This is a genomic window from Polynucleobacter victoriensis (genome assembly GCF_900187875.1).
Taxonomy (GTDB): Bacteria; Pseudomonadota; Gammaproteobacteria; order Burkholderiales; family Burkholderiaceae; genus Polynucleobacter; species Polynucleobacter victoriensis.
In genome coordinates this window covers 21,304-38,597 of record NZ_FYEX01000002.1, presented here as the reverse complement: position 1 = coordinate 38,597, position 17,294 = coordinate 21,304, and the positions used below count along the sequence as shown (strand labels likewise).

14 protein-coding genes and 1 tRNA gene are annotated in these 17,294 nt (G+C 43.4%); 6 read left to right on the top strand and 9 right to left on the bottom strand.

The features are described from left to right. Nucleotides 1-4 precede the first annotated feature (4 nt). From CFR83_RS06490 to CFR83_RS06465, 6 genes are all read right to left on the bottom strand, one after another. Nucleotides 5-757: an arginyltransferase gene (locus tag CFR83_RS06490; RefSeq protein ID WP_088813254.1), complete on the bottom strand. Its 753-nt coding sequence runs from the start codon at nt 755-757 to the stop codon at nt 5-7. After that, entirely contained in the window at nt 754-1,494 is a 741-nt protein-coding gene (gene aat, locus CFR83_RS06485; protein WP_088813253.1) for a leucyl/phenylalanyl-tRNA--protein transferase, read from the bottom strand. Before aat ends, CFR83_RS06490 begins: the two co-directional genes overlap by 4 nt. Then, nucleotides 1,491-2,066, bottom strand: a complete 576-nt coding sequence (locus tag CFR83_RS06480; protein ID WP_088813252.1) for an NUDIX hydrolase — start codon at nt 2,064-2,066, stop codon at nt 1,491-1,493. Before CFR83_RS06480 ends, aat begins: the two co-directional genes overlap by 4 nt. Before the next feature lie 9 nt (nt 2,067-2,075). Continuing rightward, nucleotides 2,076-3,893, bottom strand: a complete 1,818-nt coding sequence (gene pabB, locus CFR83_RS06475) for an aminodeoxychorismate synthase component I (protein WP_088813251.1) — start codon at nt 3,891-3,893, stop codon at nt 2,076-2,078. Nucleotides 3,894-3,897: 4 nt separating this feature from the next. After that, nucleotides 3,898-4,449, bottom strand: a complete 552-nt coding sequence (locus tag CFR83_RS06470) for a peptidylprolyl isomerase (protein ID WP_088813250.1) — start codon at nt 4,447-4,449, stop codon at nt 3,898-3,900. A 91-nt stretch (nt 4,450-4,540) separates the two neighbouring features. After that, nucleotides 4,541-4,617: transfer RNA gene (locus tag CFR83_RS06465), tRNA-Met, on the bottom strand. Between the two features lie 159 nt (nt 4,618-4,776). On the opposite strand from CFR83_RS06465, the gene CFR83_RS06460 reads away from it, so the two are divergent. The 4 genes from CFR83_RS06460 to radA all read left to right on the top strand — a co-directional run bounded on the left by CFR83_RS06460 (nt 4,777) and on the right by radA (nt 9,625). Then, nucleotides 4,777-5,727 (top strand): MBL fold metallo-hydrolase, encoded by a 951-nt coding sequence (locus tag CFR83_RS06460; RefSeq protein WP_088813594.1) that lies wholly within the window; start codon nt 4,777-4,779, stop codon nt 5,725-5,727. A 124-nt stretch (nt 5,728-5,851) separates the two neighbouring features. Continuing rightward, nucleotides 5,852-7,735, top strand: coding sequence for a potassium transporter Kup (locus CFR83_RS06455; protein ID WP_243383422.1), 1,884 nt, complete (start codon nt 5,852-5,854; stop codon nt 7,733-7,735). 43 nt (nt 7,736-7,778) lie between these two features. Beyond that, the gene (locus tag CFR83_RS06450) at nt 7,779-8,261 is read left to right on the top strand and encodes a hypothetical protein (protein ID WP_088813248.1); all 483 of its coding nucleotides are present in this window, start codon (nt 7,779-7,781) and stop codon (nt 8,259-8,261) included. Further along, the gene (radA, locus tag CFR83_RS06445; protein ID WP_088813247.1) at nt 8,261-9,625 is read left to right on the top strand and encodes a DNA repair protein RadA; all 1,365 of its coding nucleotides are present in this window, start codon (nt 8,261-8,263) and stop codon (nt 9,623-9,625) included. The genes CFR83_RS06450 and radA overlap by 1 nt, the downstream gene beginning before the upstream one ends. Before the next feature lie 13 nt (nt 9,626-9,638). Here the strand turns inward: radA and prmB are convergent, their stop codons facing one another. From prmB to dapD, 3 genes are read right to left on the bottom strand one after another with little or no spacing between them, the layout of a single operon-like run. Continuing rightward, nucleotides 9,639-10,520 (bottom strand): 50S ribosomal protein L3 N(5)-glutamine methyltransferase, encoded by an 882-nt coding sequence (gene prmB, locus CFR83_RS06440; protein WP_088813246.1) that lies wholly within the window; start codon nt 10,518-10,520, stop codon nt 9,639-9,641. 18 nt (nt 10,521-10,538) lie between these two features. Continuing rightward, nucleotides 10,539-11,696, bottom strand: a complete 1,158-nt coding sequence (gene dapE / locus CFR83_RS06435; RefSeq protein WP_088813245.1) for a succinyl-diaminopimelate desuccinylase — start codon at nt 11,694-11,696, stop codon at nt 10,539-10,541. Nucleotides 11,697-11,741: 45 nt separating this feature from the next. Continuing rightward, entirely contained in the window at nt 11,742-12,575 is an 834-nt protein-coding gene (gene dapD, locus CFR83_RS06430) for a 2,3,4,5-tetrahydropyridine-2,6-dicarboxylate N-succinyltransferase (protein ID WP_088813244.1), read from the bottom strand. A gap of 122 nt (nt 12,576-12,697) precedes the next feature. Here dapD and smc point away from each other — a divergent pair, with 122 nt between their 5' ends. Next, on the top strand, nt 12,698-16,213 hold the full coding sequence (smc, locus tag CFR83_RS06425; RefSeq protein WP_088813243.1) for a chromosome segregation protein SMC: 3,516 nt from the start codon (nt 12,698-12,700) through the stop codon (nt 16,211-16,213). Then, nucleotides 16,213-17,286 (top strand): cell division protein ZipA C-terminal FtsZ-binding domain-containing protein, encoded by a 1,074-nt coding sequence (locus tag CFR83_RS06420; RefSeq protein ID WP_088813242.1) that lies wholly within the window; start codon nt 16,213-16,215, stop codon nt 17,284-17,286. The genes smc and CFR83_RS06420 overlap by 1 nt, the downstream gene beginning before the upstream one ends. The last annotated feature ends 8 nt before the right edge of the window (nt 17,287-17,294 follow it).

The following is a 17,294-nucleotide window of genomic DNA, read 5'->3' as shown; positions in this document are numbered from 1 at the left end:
AATTCTAATTATTGACTAAATGATTTAACTGCCAGTGGTCATCGACCAATATTTCTAAAGGCTCAAACTCGGACTTATACGCCATTTTAGGGCTTTCTTTAATTAGATAGCCTAAATATAGGTAGGGCAGATTTAATTTTTTAGCTTGTTCTAACTGCCACATGATGCAGTAGGTGCCATAACTGGCGTTTTCAACACTTGTATCAAAGAATGTATAGACGGAAGATAGGCCATCATGAATGATGTCAATGATGCTGACCATTCTTAGTTTTCCTGGTTCAGGATCATTAGGGCCGTCTCTAAATTCAACTAGGCGGGTATTAACTTTGCTTTGTAATAGAAACTGCTGATATTGATCTTGGTCATCACTATCCATGCCACCGCCTGCGTGGCGATCTTTTTGGTAGGACATGTATAACTCATAGTGCTCTTGAAAGTAAGCCAGGTGACCAACTTTTGCCTGAAGACCCTGATGCTTTTTAAATGCCCTTTTTTGATAACGTTTAGGAGCAAACTGTTGGATGTTCACTCTGCATGCAGTACAAGCTTTACAGCCATCGCAGTATGGGCGATAGGTATACATGCCACTGCGACGAAAACCATTTGATACTAGTTCACCGTATAAATCTGCATTGATGAGGTGTGCTGGCGTTGCAACTTGTGACCTAGCTACCCTGTCGCTTAAATAGCTACAAGAGTAGGGTGCCGTTGCATAGAACTGCAGGGTTGTGAAGGGGAGTTCTTTTAACTTACTCATAAAGTGTTTGTTAGCCAGTGGCTCAATACACTCTTATTAAAACTCCAAACGGGATTCTTTGCAGAACAATTTTTGTCCAAATGATTCAGGAATGCCTCACGAGGTATAGGTTTTCCCCCAAGTGAGGTCAGATGTTCTGTTTCTTGCTGGCAATCAATCATCTCTATGTCTTGGGCAATGGCCCAAGCACACAGACTCGCTAGGGCATATTTGGATGCGTTAGTTCTTTTCGCAAACATAGATTCACCAAAGACCATGTGTCCTAGGTTGACACAATAAAGACCGCCAACTCGTTGACCTTGATAGAAAGTTTCTACACTGTGGGCATAGCCTTGCTCATGTAATTGGCCATAAGCATGCATGATTGCGTGGGTGATCCAAGTACCATCCTGTCCCATTCTGGGTTGCATTGCACAAGACAGAATGGTTTCATGAAAATTATCATCAACTCTAATTTCCCATGATTGATCCATCAAAATATTTTTAAGATCTTTTTTAAAATTCTTACTTATTTTGAATTCTTTGGGTTTTAGAACCATTCTAGGGTTGGGTGACCACCATAAAATAGGTTGGCCATCTGAGTACCAGGGAAAGATTCCTTGACTGTATGCCTTCAGTAATTGAGCTGAAGTGATTTGTTCGCTGATGGCTAGTAAGCCAGGAACTTCTGGATCTGGATCAGCGTGAGTTCTTGGTGATGGGAAGTCATCTTCAGGCGTTAACCAAGGAAGACTCATGAGTGACGATACTTTCTATCGATGCGTTCATCATAGGGAATATCTGCCAAATGTGTAACAACCTCATCATTTAGTTTTCCTGCGGCTCTATCTTTAAAGAACCACTCTAGAGTTCTTTTAACAGTCGGGAAGGCAATTTCATCCCAAGGTATTTCGGATTCTGTGAACAATGCTACTTCTAGACTTTCCACACCAGCGCTAAACACAGGCTCTTGTAAAGACGCCATATAAAACATGTGTACCTGTTGAACGTGCGTGACATTCAATAATGAGAAGAGTGGCCCAGTGGTGACATGAGCTCCAGCTTCTTCAAGCGTTTCACGAACTGCGCCAGCTTGTGTTGGTTCGCCAACTTCTAAAAAACCCGCGGGTAAAGTCCAAAAGCCAAGGCGAGGGTGGATAGCCCTTTTGCAAAGTAGAACCTTGTCTTCCCATACAGGAATAGTGCCCACCACATTACGTGGGTTCTCATAATGAATCGTCTCGCAGCTATCGCAAACGTGACGCTCACGCGTGTCATCGGAGGGGATTTTGACCGTTAACTTGCCGGCACATTTTGAACAAAATTTCATGGCTGATCCTTATTGTTCAATTTTAATAATGCCGCGCAGTGCATTGGTAAAAATAATTTGTTCAGCATTTAAAACATCATTGGGGGTAATGTCTTTTTCTATAGCGCCCCAGGCAGGATCTTTTAAAAGAATCTCACGCATGACTCCCGGTAAGCACCCCGAAGAGCTGGGAGGCGTTAACCATTGACCATTTTTTTTGATAAATATATTAGATCTTCCGCCTTCTGTGACGAAGCCGAGTTCGTTGGTGAATAAAGCATCAAATGAGCCCAATTCTTCAGCTTTCATCCAGGCGTGATCATAGATTTTCCGGCGCGTTACTTTGTGTTGCAATAGTTGATCAGAAGATTGCATCACAGTATTTTCAGTCAAAATATCTTTTGCCCACAAGAGGCGCAAGTTAGATCTGAGTGGGGTGATAGGTGTGGCTTTGAGGCTGATTTGGCCATTCTCAGCTAGGTCAATGCGTAAACGATATATGAGTGATGGATCAAGTGTTGTGCATAAATCGTTTATTGCCCTGAATGCCAAATCTTTATTGAGCTGAATATTTAAGTGTTGAGCTGATTTATCTAGTCGCGCAATGTGTAGATGGAGGTGCGCCGCTTGAGCATTTTCGACTCGTACGGTTTCAAATAAACCGATCGGTTCATCGCTAGTGGATAAAGAGTACAGGAAGGCAGCTTTTGTTTGGCATTCATGCCATTCATCAGCAGCATCAGAATCAATCGTGATGCCACCACCGACACCCATTGTGAACGATTGATCTTGGTTAACTTCTAGCGTTCTGATTACAACACTCATGCCTAAGTTACCTAATACTTGTTCTGATTCGCTAGGATCAAACCAAGCGATGGCGCCGCAATATAAACCTCTTGGTTCATCTTCAAGATCTTGAATAATTTCCATGGTTCTCTTTTTGGGTGCGCCTGTGACAGATCCACATGGAAATATGGCGGTAAGTAATTCTTTAACACTTAAATCATTTTTACAAGTGGAGCTGATGGTAGATGTCATTTGTAACACATCACCATGTTGATTGACTTCAAACAATTCTGGCACTTTGACTGAACCAGGGATTGATATTTTTCCTAAATCATTTCTGAGTAAATCAACAATCATTAAGTTTTCAGCACGATTCTTAGAATCATTTTTCAATTCATCCGAACTAACTTCACCAACCTTGGCAGTACCTTTCATTGGTTTGGTCGTGAGTACCTGATCTTGTTTTTGTAAGAACCATTCTGGTGAGCATGACAGCACCCATCCGTGAGCGCTCTGTATATATGCCCCATAGGGGCCGGGTTGTTTTTTACGCAAAACTTCGTAAGCGCGAAGTGGTGAGCCAAGTAATTGACCATGTATACGGTAGGTGTGATTCACCTGATACGTGTCACCGCTTTCAATGAGACTTTTGATTGTATTAATCGACTTCTCAAACGCTTGACTGTTTGTACTTGGTAGGCAATTTTCTACTTTTGGAGCTTTGGGTTCAGACGATGTTTGTTGGCTTAACCATGCTTGAACCTCAGCGCCACTTAATCTTTGAACAGAGTCAAATACCCATGCTTGCACCCAGGGGGTGGGTGAGATTTTGGGCGTGATGCCGATGAGGTGTTCACCTAATTCATAGCTTAGGCATGTGACAACATATTTTTTTTGACGCAGTGCTGATTCAATTTTGGCAAAAGCCGCATCAAGCTCACTGGCATTGCGAGCAACGATAGTTTCTTGGGGTCCTTGATAGAGCCTGCTGGTGGGATTTGAGTCTTTACTATGAGCATCATCTAGCAAGATGGTGCATGATGAGTGCTCAGAGCCAGACATGTTTTTATTTGCCTACCACTGCGGCGCTATTGATGATGATAGGAGTGGCTGGTACATCTGCAAAGGGACCTTTGCGAGTCGTATCTACTTGTTTGATTTTGTCGATGGTTTCTGTACCTTTGATCACCATGCCAAATACTGCGTAGCCATGTCCGTCTGGGCGAGGGTAATCTAGGTTTTTATTGTTGACCACATTGACAAAAAATTGAGAGGTCGCTGAGTCTGGAATATTGGTGCGAGCCATCGCAATTGAATAAGTAACGTTACTTAAGCCGTTATTGGATTCAAGTGGAATAGGTGATTTGGTTGGCTTTTGTTGCATCTCTGGTGTGAATCCACCACCTTGAACCATGAAGTTATTGATGACGCGATGAAAGATTGTGCCGTTATAAAAACCACTGTTCACATATGACAAAAAATTTTCAACAGTTTTAGGGGCTTTCTCTGGATTGAGCTCAACGGTGAAGTCGCCAACGTTTGTCTTGAATTCAACTTTTGGTCCAGCAAGTGACAGTGTTGAGATTGTTAATAGTAGGGCAGCCAATAATTTATTCATGGAAATGCAATCCTTGTGCGAAAACTCAAGTATGCCAAATATATTTAGACAACAAAAAAGCCCTTCTATGAAGGGCTTTAAATGAGGTATTTGGTTGCGGGGATAGGATTTGAACCTATGACCTTCGGGTTATGAGCCCGACGAGCTGCCAGACTGCTCCACCCCGCGTCTGAGACCATGACTATATCAGGTATAACCCTAAATAGCAAGGTAATTAGTGGCTTATTTCCTTTAAGCCTTGCCTGTATTGGTTCTAGTGGCAATCCTCATAAATTAAACACAGCCAATTCTCTATTAGTTAAACCTTTCTTATGTGAAAATCCTTCCATGAATAAGCAACTAACTTTTGCGCATGAGGTGGCTGAAGGTATTTATTGCATCGATACTGGTTTTGGTCGTGATCAGTTTGATGCGAGCTACTTGATTGTTAGTGACTCGCAGGCTGCGTTTGTAGACGTGGGCACTAATTACTCAGCACCAAGATTACTTAAAACATTAGATGAGTTGTCTTTGACGCCTAATGAGGTGCGATATGTAATTTTGACTCATGTTCATTTAGATCATGCTGGTGGTGCTGGAGAGATGATGCGCTTGTGTCCGATGGCACAGTTAATAGTTCATCCACGTGGGGCAAGGCACATGATTGACCCATCAGCGCTTAGAGCCGGTGCAGTGGGTGTTTATGGTGAAGAGGCAGTTCAAAAAGATTATGGCCAGTTGTTACCGATAGATGCTAGTCGTGTGACTGAGGCTGGCGAGGGCTTTGAAATCATGCTTGGGCAACGCCAACTAGTGTGTATGGATACACCAGGTCATGCAAAGCATCACATCGCTATTTGGGATCGATTAAGCCAAGGTGTATTCACAGGGGATACTTTTGGATTGTCATACCGCGAGTTTGATACAGAGCAGGGTGCCTACATCATGCCTACAACGACCCCGATACAGTTTGATCCAGCGGCTTTAAAAGAATCTGTAGAAAGAATCAGTGCACTCAATCCCGTCTGTATTTACCCAACACACTACAGTCGTGTAGATAACGTGCCTAGGTTAAAAGCCATATTTTTGAAGCAATTGGATGAAATGGTTGAGATGGCTGTCTCATTTAAGAGCAGTGCTAATAGATATGCAAAAATTAAGTCTGGCTTAGCTGATATTTATGAAAATCATTTAAAAACAAATGGTTGCAATATTTCTAGGCAGGAACTTGAGGCATTTTTAGCCATTGATTTGGATTTAAATACCCAAGGAATTGAAGTTTGGTTGGATAAAGCCTAGTTATATGTTGCAACGCAACAAGCTAAGCATATAATTAAAAACATCACTATTGAGGGAGTAGCCGGTGGCCATTAGTAATCCGGAATATTCACAAACATCGCTGTTAAAGCCTGTCGAATTAAATATCAATGAGCATTCTCATAAAAAGGGTAGCGTGGCTGCCTTGGTATTGGCTGCTATTGGTGTTGTTTTTGGTGACATTGGTACGAGTCCTCTTTATGCGCTGAAGGAATGTTTCAGCCCTGAGCACGGGATTCCTTTTAGTCAAGCGGCTGTGTTTGGCATCATCTCTATGATGTTCTGGGCCATTTTGTTGGTTGTGACATTTAAGTACGTTCTTTTTGTGATGCGCGCAGATAACAAAGGTGAGGGTGGCGTTTTATCTCTCATGGCTTTGGCGTTGAGATCACTAACAACCGGTAGCGCTTCTTACTTAACTGTCATGATGCTCGGTATGTTTGGTGCATGCATGTTGTATGGCGAGTCTGTTATTACCCCAGCCATTTCAGTTTTATCGGCGGTGGAGGGCTTAGAAATTGCCACGCCTGAACTCAAACGTTTTGTGATTCCAATTACTTTGACCATTTTGATTGCCTTATTTGTGATTCAAAAATACGGTACAGCTGCAGTGGGCAAATTTTTTGGGCCAATCACTTTGGTGTGGTTTTTATCACTAGCCGCGCTTGGTGTTTACAACGTGGTAAAAGCACCGCAGATTTTTGGTGCTATCAACCCAATATATGCAATTGATTTCATTTCTGAACATACCCTGATGGCATACATTGTGATGGGCTCAGTGGTATTGGTAGTGACTGGTGTTGAAGCGCTGTATTTAGATATGGGCCATTTTGGCAAGAAACCAGTTCGTTACGCTTGGTTATTTTTAGTTTTACCTAGTTTGTTGCTGAACTATTTTGGACAAGGTGCCTTGCTGCTATCCGATGCGGAAGCAATTAAAAATCCTTTTTACTTGATGGTTCCAGAGTGGGCGTTATGGCCGATGGTTGGTTTGGCAACTGCGGCAACCGTAATTGCTTCCCAAGCTGTTATATCTGGCGCGTATTCCCTAGCAAATCAGGCAATTCTTTTAGGTTTCTTGCCGCGCATGGGCATTCAGCACACCTCAGATGATGAGCGTGGTCAAATTTATATTCCTGTTGTGAATTGGTCTTTATTAATCATGGTAATTTTTACCGTGATTGAGTTCAGAGAGTCAGGTAATTTAGCTGCAGCCTATGGTATTTCAGTCACAACAACGATGCTCATCACAACTATTTTGTTAGCAATCGTGATGCGTCGTGAGTGGTACTTGAACCCAATCATGATCATTGGCTTGATTTTGTCATTTGTAGTATTGGACCTCTCATTCTGGACAGCTAACTTGATTAAGGTAAAGGATGGTGGTTGGTATCCATTAATCATTGGCTTGATTTGTTTCACATGTTTAATCACATGGTTCAAAGGCAGGAAGTTGCTTAGAGAACGCATTGTTAATGAGTCAATTCCTCTTGAGCCATTTGTAGAAGGCTTACTCTCACATCCGCCACATCGTGTAGAAGGTACTGCGATTTTCTTGACGGCTCATATTGATTATGTGCCGGTGGCCATGTTGCATAACTTAAAGCACAACCGTGTTCTTCATGAGCGAGTGTTTTTCTTAAAGTTGAGTATTTGGGATGTTCCGTACGTGAATGATTCTGAGCGTCTAACCATGAAAGATATGGGCGGCCAAATTTATTTAGTTCGCTCGGTACATGGCTTTAAAGAAACACCCGACATTAATAAAGTCTTGGCATTGATTGAGGCGCAGTACGACATTAAATTTGATTTAATGGATACCTCATTCTTCTTGGCAAGAGATACGGTCGTGCCATCGAAGCTGCCTGGTATGGCGTTATGGAGAGAGCGTTTATTTGCTTGGATGTTGCAAAACTCAGCCAAGCCATCTGACTTCTTCCAGATTCCTACCAATCGGGTGGTGGAGCTAGGCGCAAAGATTGAAATCTAATCAGTTTTGACCAGTCACGAGCCAATGGCTTATGCTTGAGTCTATGCGCTACTTAAGATCACTTCTTGCTGTATTTATTATGTTGCCAATGTTGGTGTTGGCTGGTCCTGCTGAAGAAGCAGAACTGGCTGACATTGATCAACGGCAGGCCAATCTCAATCTCAAAAAAGATTGGGCAAAGTACCGTTTAGAAAAGAAACAACATGATTGTTATGACAAGTTCTTCACAACCCGTTGTTTAGATCAAGCGCGTTTAGAGCATCGCCAAGAAATCAAAGAAATTCGTGCTCAAGAAATACCTATGCATGAAAGACAGCGAGTTCTTAAAGACATCCTTAAAGATGAAAAGGATGCTGAGCGTCTAAAGCAAAGAAATGATCCTTTAAAAGAAGAGAAGAGATCAGAAAACGTTAAAGCTTTTGAGCAAAAACAAATTGATCGTGACAAGCGTGAGGGAGATTTAGCTAAGAAACGTGCTGATTCAGAAAGACGCGCTAACGAGAACAAAAAGGCCACACCTTTCTAATGGCAAAGATTAAGTCTGTTTATGTGTGTCAGGCTTGTGGTGGCATGTCTGCCAAATGGCAAGGCCAATGCCCCAACTGCGAAGCTTGGAATTCGATGGAGGAAACGGTAGAAGATAAGCCTTCTACTAATCGTTTTCAGAGTTTGGCAAAAGCAGCTCCTAAGCAACGATTGGCTGTTATTGAAGCTGAAGACTTACCTAGAATTAGTACAGGGGTCGATGAGTTTGATCGGGTCTTAGGTGGCGGTCTTGTCACAGGTGGTGTTGCTCTAATTGGTGGTGATCCTGGGATTGGCAAATCAACATTACTTTTACAAGCACTTGCATCGATGAGTGCTCGTGGTGACGCTGTGTTGTATATCAGTGGTGAAGAGTCCGGCGCTCAAATTGCTTTAAGGGCTAAGCGTTTAGGTATTCAGGCACCTGATTTAGAGGTGTTGGCTGAGATTCAGTTAGAAAAGCTCTTGGCAACTATTGAAGCAGCTAGACCAACTGTGGTGGTGGTTGATTCGATCCAAACTATTTATTCAGAAGCTTTAACTTCAGCACCAGGATCTGTTGCCCAAGTGAAAGAATGTGCTGCGCAATTGACACGTTTGGCAAAGACAACAGGTGTTTGCATGATCATGGTGGGACACGTGACCAAAGAAGGTAATTTGGCTGGTCCACGCGTGCTTGAGCATATTGTTGATACGGTACTTTATTTTGAGGGTGATACGCATTCATCATTCAGGTTGGTGAGGGCTTTTAAAAATCGTTTTGGTGCTGTTAATGAGTTGGGCGTATTTGCCATGACCGATAAAGGTCTTAAAGGTGTAGCGAATCCTTCGGCATTATTCTTATCTCAGCATGATCAAATTGTTCCCGGTTCATGTGTATTGGTAACGCAAGAGGGTAGTCGACCTCTTTTGGTAGAAATTCAAGCTTTGGTGGATGCTGCGCATGTACCAAATCCACGCCGATTAGCTCTTGGTTTGGAGCAGCATCGTTTAGCCATGTTACTGGCGGTATTGCATCGTCATGCGGGTATCGCATGTTTTGATCAAGATGTCTTTTTGAATGCTGTGGGTGGCGTGAAGATCACTGAACCTGCGGCAGATTTAGCAGTTTTATTGGCAATTCAATCGTCTCTTAAAAATAAGGCCCTACCAAAGACTTTGATCGTATTTGGTGAGGTAGGTTTAGCTGGCGAGATTAGACCTTGTCCAAGAGGTCAGGAACGCCTTAAAGAGGCTGCAAAACTTGGGTTTACGCAAGCAATTGTGCCCAAGGCTAATGCACCCAAAACTAAAATTGCTGGATTGGAAATTATTGCAGTAGATCGTATTGATCAAGCGATTGCTGCTGCAAGAAATCTTGATTAGATAAAGCTTAGGTTTACAGGTCTTCGGCTTGGATTAATAAAACTTGGTCATCACCCGCTGATACTTCAAGCCAAGTCACTGGAATCTCAGGAAAAGCTGCTGTGAAATTTTTGGCTTCATTGCCAATTTCTAATACCAATGCACCCTCAGGTTTTAAGTAATCTTTGGCGTTATTGATGATTTTTCTAACTAGATCCATGCCGTCAGTACCACCAGCTAAAGAAATCTCAGGTTCAGCATGGTACTCAGGTGGTAAATTCGCCATTGATTCTGAGTTCACATAAGGCGGGTTACAGATGATGAGGTCAAATTTATCCTCATCACTAGGTAGAGGTACCGCCTCTAGTAAATCACCTTGATAGATTTCAATTTGTTCATTGAGATTGTTTCTATCAATATTTTTTGCTGCGAGTGACAATGCTTGCATGCTGATGTCGCAACCACTCACCTGAACATCAGGACAAGATAGGGCCATCAAAATAGCAAGTGAGCCATTGCCGGTACATAAATCTAGAACCTTAGCATTGGGTGGTAGCCATTCTTCAAGATGACCATCAACGATTAATTCAGCAATGAAGGACCGAGGAACAATGCTGCGTTCATCACAGTAAAACGGAATACCCATGAGCCATGCCTCGCCCAAAATATAGGCAAGAGGTTTTCTAGATGTGATGCGTTCATTAACCCAAGCATCTACTTTTTTAGAAACATCAGCAGTAACTGGAGTGTCTAAGGCTTCAAGTGCATCCTCGGGTGGAAAACCTAATGCGGTAGCAAGCATCCATAAAGCCTCACTCTGAGCGTCAATGGCGCCGTGACCATAGCTCAAGCCTGCGGCATCTAACTGATTAGTGACTTCTTGCCAAACAATTTCTAAAGTGGGTTCAGGTGACATGGGATGTATTGCAAAAACTTAAGCAATTAGCTTTTGCAAAATACCTTTATAAACATTCTTAAGTGGTTCGATATCCGCTAACTCAACGCGCTCATTAATTTTATGAATGGTTGCATTGCGAGGGCCGAATTCAACTACTTGGGGGCAAATTTTCGCAATGAAACGACCATCGCTTGTGCCGCCTGTGGTGGAAAGTTCTGCATCAACGCCAGTGGCTTCTTTAATAGCTGTTTGAACGGCGATAGAGAGGTTGCCTGGTTCAGTCAAGAATGGTTCGCCACCCAAGGTCCAATCAATTGAATATTGGAGTTGGTGCTTTTGTAAGATGGACTCGAGTGTTGATTTGAGACCTTCTGCGGTGCTAGCAGTTGAAAATCTAAAATTAAAATCAATGACTACTTCACCAGGAATCACATTGGTAGCACCAGTACCTGCATGGATATTGGATACCTGCCAAGTTGTTGGTGGGAAGTGTGCATTGCCTTGGTCCCAAACTACATTAGCAATTTCTGCCAAAGCCGGAGCCATCAGATGAATAGGATTCTTAGCGAGGTGAGGGTAGGCAATATGACCTTGCACACCTAATACTTTTAATTTGCCTGATAGTGAGCCGCGACGACCATTTTTAATGGTGTCGCCTAACTTATCAACAGAAGTCGGCTCACCCACAACGCAATAATCTAAGCGTTCACCGCGTTTTTTTAATTCATTACAAACAACCACTGTGCCGTCGTGGGCAGGACCTTCTTCATCGCTTGTTAAAAGAAAAGCAATCGAGCCTTTGTGTTGAGGGTTTTGTGCGATGAACTCTTCGCTAGCAACCACAAAAGCAGCGAGCGACGTTTTCATATCAGCTGCACCGCGGCCATACAGATAGCCATCTTGATGTGTTGGTACAAATGGATCAGAAGACCATTGATCAAGTGGGCCTGTTGGGACGACATCGGTATGACCAGCAAAGCTCAGTAGAGGACCTTCTTTACCTAAGCTACCTCGCTTAACTGCCCAAAGGTTTGTAACTCTGAAGTGATCTGGACCGCTGATAATGGTTTCGCACTCAAAGCCTAGTGGCTTTAAGCGCGAAGCAATTAAATCCTGACAGCCACCATCAGCAGGTGTCACAGAGTTTTGTGCAATTAACGATTCTGTTAAAGCTAAGGTTGAGTGGGTAGTCACAAATAGGTCTTTATTAAGCTTTGATTGTTATCTGGTAGTTATCTATTAATCACGCAATAAATCATTAATCGCTGTTTTTGCTCTAGTTTGAGCATCTACTTTCTTAACGATGATGGCAGCGTACAAGCTGTACTTCCCACATGCTGATGGTAATGAACCAGGAACCACAACAGAGCCTGCTGGAACACGACCATAGTGCACTTCACCTGTCTCGCGATCATAAATCTTGGTACTTTGACCAATGTATACGCCCATCGATAAAACAGCGTTTTCTTCAATAACCACACCTTCAACCACCTCAGAGCGCGCACCGATGAAGCAGTTATCTTCAATGATCACAGGGCCTGCTTGAACAGGCTCTAAAACGCCACCAATACCAACGCCACCTGACAAGTGAACATTTTTACCAATTTGGGCGCAAGAACCAACGGTGGCCCAGGTATCAACCATGGAGCCTTCATCTACATAGGCGCCAATATTGACGTAAGAAGGCATCAAAACAACATTTTTGCCAATAAATGAACCACGGCGAGCTGTGGCTGGTGGAACTACACGGAAACCGCCTTTAGCGAAGTCGTCAGCCGTGTAATTTGCGAATTTTGTCGGTACTTTGTCGTAGAACTGTGGGAAGCCACCAGTGCCATTAGCAGACATAACTTGGTTATCTTCAAGGCGGAAAGAGATTAAAACGGCTTTTTTAACCCATTGGTTCACATTCCATTTGCCCACAGATTGGCGTTCGGCAACGCGGATAGAGCCATCGTTTAGACCAGCTAAAACACTTGCAACCGCCTCGCGAACCTCGGCAGGTGCTGAGGATGGGGACAAATTAGCGCGATCTTCCCAAGCTTGGTCAATAATGTTCTGTAGTGTTGCCATAAATCATTTTTCCTTTAAAAATAACAACTATTAAGCTTAGATTATATCGGTGAGGTCGAGGAAGTGCTCCTAATAGCTCTGCCCTTGGTATCATCACTAGATTCCATTAAAAGAAGTTAGCCGTGCGACTCAAATCTATCAAACTTTCAGGGTTTAAATCCTTCGTAGACCCCACTCATTTCGAGCTTCCTGGCCAGTTAATTGGCGTTGTAGGCCCCAATGGCTGCGGTAAATCCAACATTATTGACGCGGTTCGCTGGGTTTTAGGTGAATCTAGAGCCAGTGAGTTACGTGGCGAGTCCATGCAGGACGTTATTTTTAATGGTTCTGGTCAACGAAAACCAGCAGGTCGGTCGAGTGTTGAACTTATTTTTGATAACACCGATGGTCGTGCTGCTGGTCAGTGGAGTACTTTTGCCGAATTATCAGTTAAGCGTGTTTTAACCAGAGATGGTGCTTCAAGCTATTACATCAATAATCAATCTGTTCGCCGCAAAGATATTCATGACATGTTCATGGGTACTGGTTTAGGACCACGCGCCTACGCGATTATTGGTCAGGGCATGATTTCTAGAATCATTGAAGCAAAACCAGAAGAGTTACGAATCTTCTTGGAAGAAGCTGCTGGCGTATCAAAGTACAAGGAGCGTCGTAAAGAAACTGAATCTCGTTTGGAAGATACGCGTGAAAATTTAACGCGTGTTGAGGATATCTTGCGCGAGTTAACGCAGAACCTCACAAAGTTAGAAGGTCAAGCGCAAGTTGCCGAGAAATATAAAGAGCTTAATGCTCAGATGACTCAGCAACAGCAGTTGTTGTGGTTGGTTCGTCAAACGGAAGCGGGTAAAGAGCAGGAGCGTCACGCTAATGCGATCCGCGACGCACAAGTGCAGCTAGAAGAGCAAACAGCTAAGTTAAGACATGCTGAAGCAGAGTTAGAAGAATTACGCACAGCTCACTACGCTTCACAGGATTTGGTATCAACTGCCCAAGGTGAGTTGTACGAAGTTAATGCAGAAGTAGGTAAGTTAGAGAATGAGATTCGTTACGTACAAGAATCTCGTGCTCGTTTACAGCAACAGATTTCAGATTTACAAGCTCAGTTATCACGTTGGTCATCTCAAGAGCTTGCCGCGGCAGATGCTTTGCGTCAAACCAATATTGATCTTGAGACAGCTCGTGAAAATGAAGAAGGTTATTTAGAAGCATTACACGCAGTGCAAGAGAAGTTACCAGCTCATGAGGTGGCTTATCTCGAGGCTCAAAAAGCACTAGATGAAGCAAGACAAGCTGTGTCATCAACCGATCAGCGTTTAGCTAGTCTGGCTGAGCGTGTCTTGGCAGCGGGGCGTCAGTTAGATCAGTTGCATCAGAGACAAGAGCGCCTTAAGGCTGATTTTGGAACATTAGTAAAACCGGATTCAGAAGCACTTAGTTTGGCAACTGACCGTCAAACAATGGCACAACGCAAGGCAGATGAAGCGCAAGAGATTTCAGAATCTGCGCAAGCCAGCGTGCCTGAGACTGATGCTGCAAGACATAAAGCGCAACAAACTTTACAAGAATCTTCAGCAGCATTGAGCCAGACACAAGCTCGTTTAAGTGCATTACAAGCGCTTCAAGAAAAAGTTCAAGCTCAAGCAAAAGTAGGCCCTTGGTTAGAGCAAAAAGGCTTAAACAAGAAGCAGCGTTTATGGCAAGACCTTCAGGTTGAGAAAGGCTGGGAAACAGCACTTGAGGCGGTATTGCGTGAGCGTGTGACAGCTTTGCAAGCTAGTGACTTAAATGAAGCAGTGCGCTTAGCTCAAGACGCACCGCCATCACGATTGGCTTTCTACTCTGGCAATGGTGTTGCATCTGCAGAAGCAAGTGCTGCTGGTTTGACAAGCTTGATGAGTCGAGTGCAAGTTAAAGACTCAGCTATCAAGGCAGTGGTTCAAGAGTGGTTAGGCAACGTTTACATTGCTGATAGCTTAGATGATGCGATGCGACGCAGAGAACAGTTGCCACAAGGTGGTGTACTGTTGGTTAAAGAAGGTCATATCGTTAGCCGCGTTAGTTTGCAGTTGTATGCTGAAGATTCTGAGCAAGCAGGTTTGTTGGCACGTGGTCAAGAAATCGAAAACTTAGATCTTCAATTAAAAGCGCAACAATTGATTCTTGATGAAGCGCAAAGCGAAGCAACAAGAACCCAATCGGCTTATCAACAAGCACAACAATTGGCACAACAGGCGCGCCAAACTGCTGAGCAAGCAGTTCGTGAAGCTCATAACTTAGAAGTTGAGCGTTTGCAGTTAGCTCAAGCTGATGAAAAATATCGAACCAGAGCTGAGCAAATTAATCATGAATTAGAAGAGCTTTCTCATCAAGCCGCTGAGTTGCAAGGCGTCAGAGATGAAGGCCAAGCTGAACTTGATAAAGCACAAGAGGAAAAAGGTGTTCACGGTGATAGCTTGGCGAACGCTCAAGATACATACCAAGCTGCTCAGCATGCTTTAGAGCAAGCGCGTGAAGCGTTACGCTTGGCTGAACGCGAAGCCAGTGAGGCATCCTTTAATACAAGAACCTTAGTGCAACGTATTAGCGATTTAACTCGCGATCAGCAGTCTGCTCAACAACAGGTAGGTGATATTCAAGTTAGCTTGGGTAATACACAAGAAGAATTGCATACCTTGTCAGATGAAGCCGCTCAAGAGTCTTTGCAAAACTTATTGATTCAAAGAAGTGCTCGCGAAGCTGCTTTGGCGAATGCAAGAACAGATATGGATGCGATTTCACATCGCTTGCGTGAAGGTGATGAGGCCCGTTTAACTATCGAGCGTAGCTTACAGCCATTGCGTGATAAAGCAATGGAATTGCAATTAAAAGAACAAGCAGCTAGATTGAACGTTGAGCAATTCGCCACCATGTTGATGGATGCAGAGGCAAATGTTGAGGAGTTGAAAGCTCGCTTAACGCCAGACATGAAGGTAAGTACTTTGCAGTCTGAAGTTAACAAGCTCAATCAAGAAATTCAGGGTCTAGGCCCAGTTAACATGGCTGCTCTAGAAGAGTTGGCGAGTGCCCAAGAACGTAAGACATTCTTGGATGCTCAATCTGCTGACTTGAATGAGGCGATTAATACTTTGACAGATGCTATTGCGAAGATTGACTCAGAAACTCGTGAGTTACTGCAAGGCACGTTTGATCAAGTAAATGAGCATTTTGCAAAACTATTCCCAGATTTATTTGGTGGTGGTAATGCTAAGTTGGTAATGACTGGTGAAGAAATTCTTGATTCTGGAGTGCAAGTTATGGCGCAACCTCCAGGCAAAAAGAACTCAACTATTCACCTCTTGTCAGGTGGTGAAAAGGCCTTGACTGCGATTGCATTGGTATTCTCATTGTTCCAATTAAATCCAGCACCATTCTGCTTGCTTGACGAGGTGGATGCACCGTTGGATGATGCTAATACTGGTCGCTATGCAGATATGGTTGCTCGTATGTCAGCTAATACACAATTCGTCTTTATTTCACATAACAAGATCACTATGGAAATTGCTAACCAATTGATTGGTGTGACAATGCAAGAGCAAGGTGTTTCTAGAATTGTTGCAGTTGACTTAGAGGCTGCAGCAACGATGGTGGAGGCTGCTTAATGATCGGATTCGCTGAATTTGCCGCATCCCTAGGGTTAACAGAACTTCAGTTATCCCTTGGTTTAATTGGCTTCAGCTTATTGGTCTTGGTGATGATTTACAACGCCATGCGTATTCGCAAGGTAGAAGTAGAGGATGCATCAAATAGTGTTGATGAAGCGCCGACTGCAGAACCTAGCTTTTCATCTATAGATGGTGTGGTTGGTCGATCTGAGCCAACGCTTGGGGCTGGTGACGCACCTATTGCTACCCCAGTCGCGTCTGTGGCGAAAATTGACCCATTGATTGATTGTGTTGTGGCCTTGCGTTTGCCAGAGTCAATTAGCGGTGAAGAAATTTTGGGTCATTTAACGGATTGGCCCAAAAATAGTCTTTTTACATGGATGTGCGAAGGTCTTAATGCCGCTTCCGATTGGGAGTCAGTTGTTCTAACTGGTTCTTATACAGAGTTGCAGGTAGCCATTCAATTAGCTAACCGAACTGGCCCTATTGGTATTGTTGATTTATCTGATTTTGTTTCTAAGGCACAAGCATTAGCTAATGCCTTGGATGCAGAAATTGATTTGCCACCAGTTAATGAAGTTATTGAAGAAGCTAAAAATTTAGATCAGTTTGCTGCTCAAAGTGATATTCAGTTAGGTATCACGGTTATTCCAAGAGAAGGCATGTGGAACCTGTCGACCATTCAGTCGGTGGCCGCTAAGGCTGGTTTTTTACTATCAAGAGATGGTCGTGATTATCAACGCATCATCTCTAATGTGGTGATGTACAAGTTGGTAGCAGATCAAGCTAACTTTTTACGTGATGATTTAAGTAAAGCAAACATTCAATATGTAACTTTATTGTTAGATTTGCCACGTGTGCCATACGCCATGACCCCATTCAAAATCATGTTGGATGATGCTAAGTTATTGGCAGAATCGTTAAACGGTAACTTGGTTGATGATGCTGGTAGGCCTTTGGTTGATGAGGCGGTTTCCGCCATCACTGCTCAGTTAGGTGAGATCTATCAAGCGATGGATCAACAAGGCATACCTGCTGGATCCACCACAGCAAGCAGGCTCTTTTCTTAGGAGTCATG

Bases quoted from the DNA above. Each gene is read 5' to 3' on its own strand.
- CFR83_RS06490 (WP_088813254.1), bottom strand. From the start codon at position 757: ATGAGTAAGTTAAAAGAACTCCCCTTCACAACCCTGCAGTTCTATGCA.
- aat (WP_088813253.1), bottom strand. From the start codon at position 1,494: ATGAGTCTTCCTTGGTTAACGCCTGAAGATGACTTCCCATCACCAAGA.
- CFR83_RS06480 (WP_088813252.1), bottom strand. From the start codon at position 2,066: ATGAAATTTTGTTCAAAATGTGCCGGCAAGTTAACGGTCAAAATCCCC.
- pabB (WP_088813251.1), bottom strand. From the start codon at position 3,893: ATGTCTGGCTCTGAGCACTCATCATGCACCATCTTGCTAGATGATGCT.
- CFR83_RS06470 (WP_088813250.1), bottom strand. From the start codon at position 4,449: ATGAATAAATTATTGGCTGCCCTACTATTAACAATCTCAACACTGTCA.
- CFR83_RS06460 (WP_088813594.1), top strand. From the start codon at position 4,777: ATGAATAAGCAACTAACTTTTGCGCATGAGGTGGCTGAAGGTATTTAT.
- CFR83_RS06450 (WP_088813248.1), top strand. From the start codon at position 7,779: ATGCGCTACTTAAGATCACTTCTTGCTGTATTTATTATGTTGCCAATG.
- radA (WP_088813247.1), top strand. From the start codon at position 8,261: ATGGCAAAGATTAAGTCTGTTTATGTGTGTCAGGCTTGTGGTGGCATG.
- prmB (WP_088813246.1), bottom strand. From the start codon at position 10,520: ATGTCACCTGAACCCACTTTAGAAATTGTTTGGCAAGAAGTCACTAAT.
- dapD (WP_088813244.1), bottom strand. From the start codon at position 12,575: ATGGCAACACTACAGAACATTATTGACCAAGCTTGGGAAGATCGCGCT.
- CFR83_RS06420 (WP_088813242.1), top strand. From the start codon at position 16,213: ATGATCGGATTCGCTGAATTTGCCGCATCCCTAGGGTTAACAGAACTT.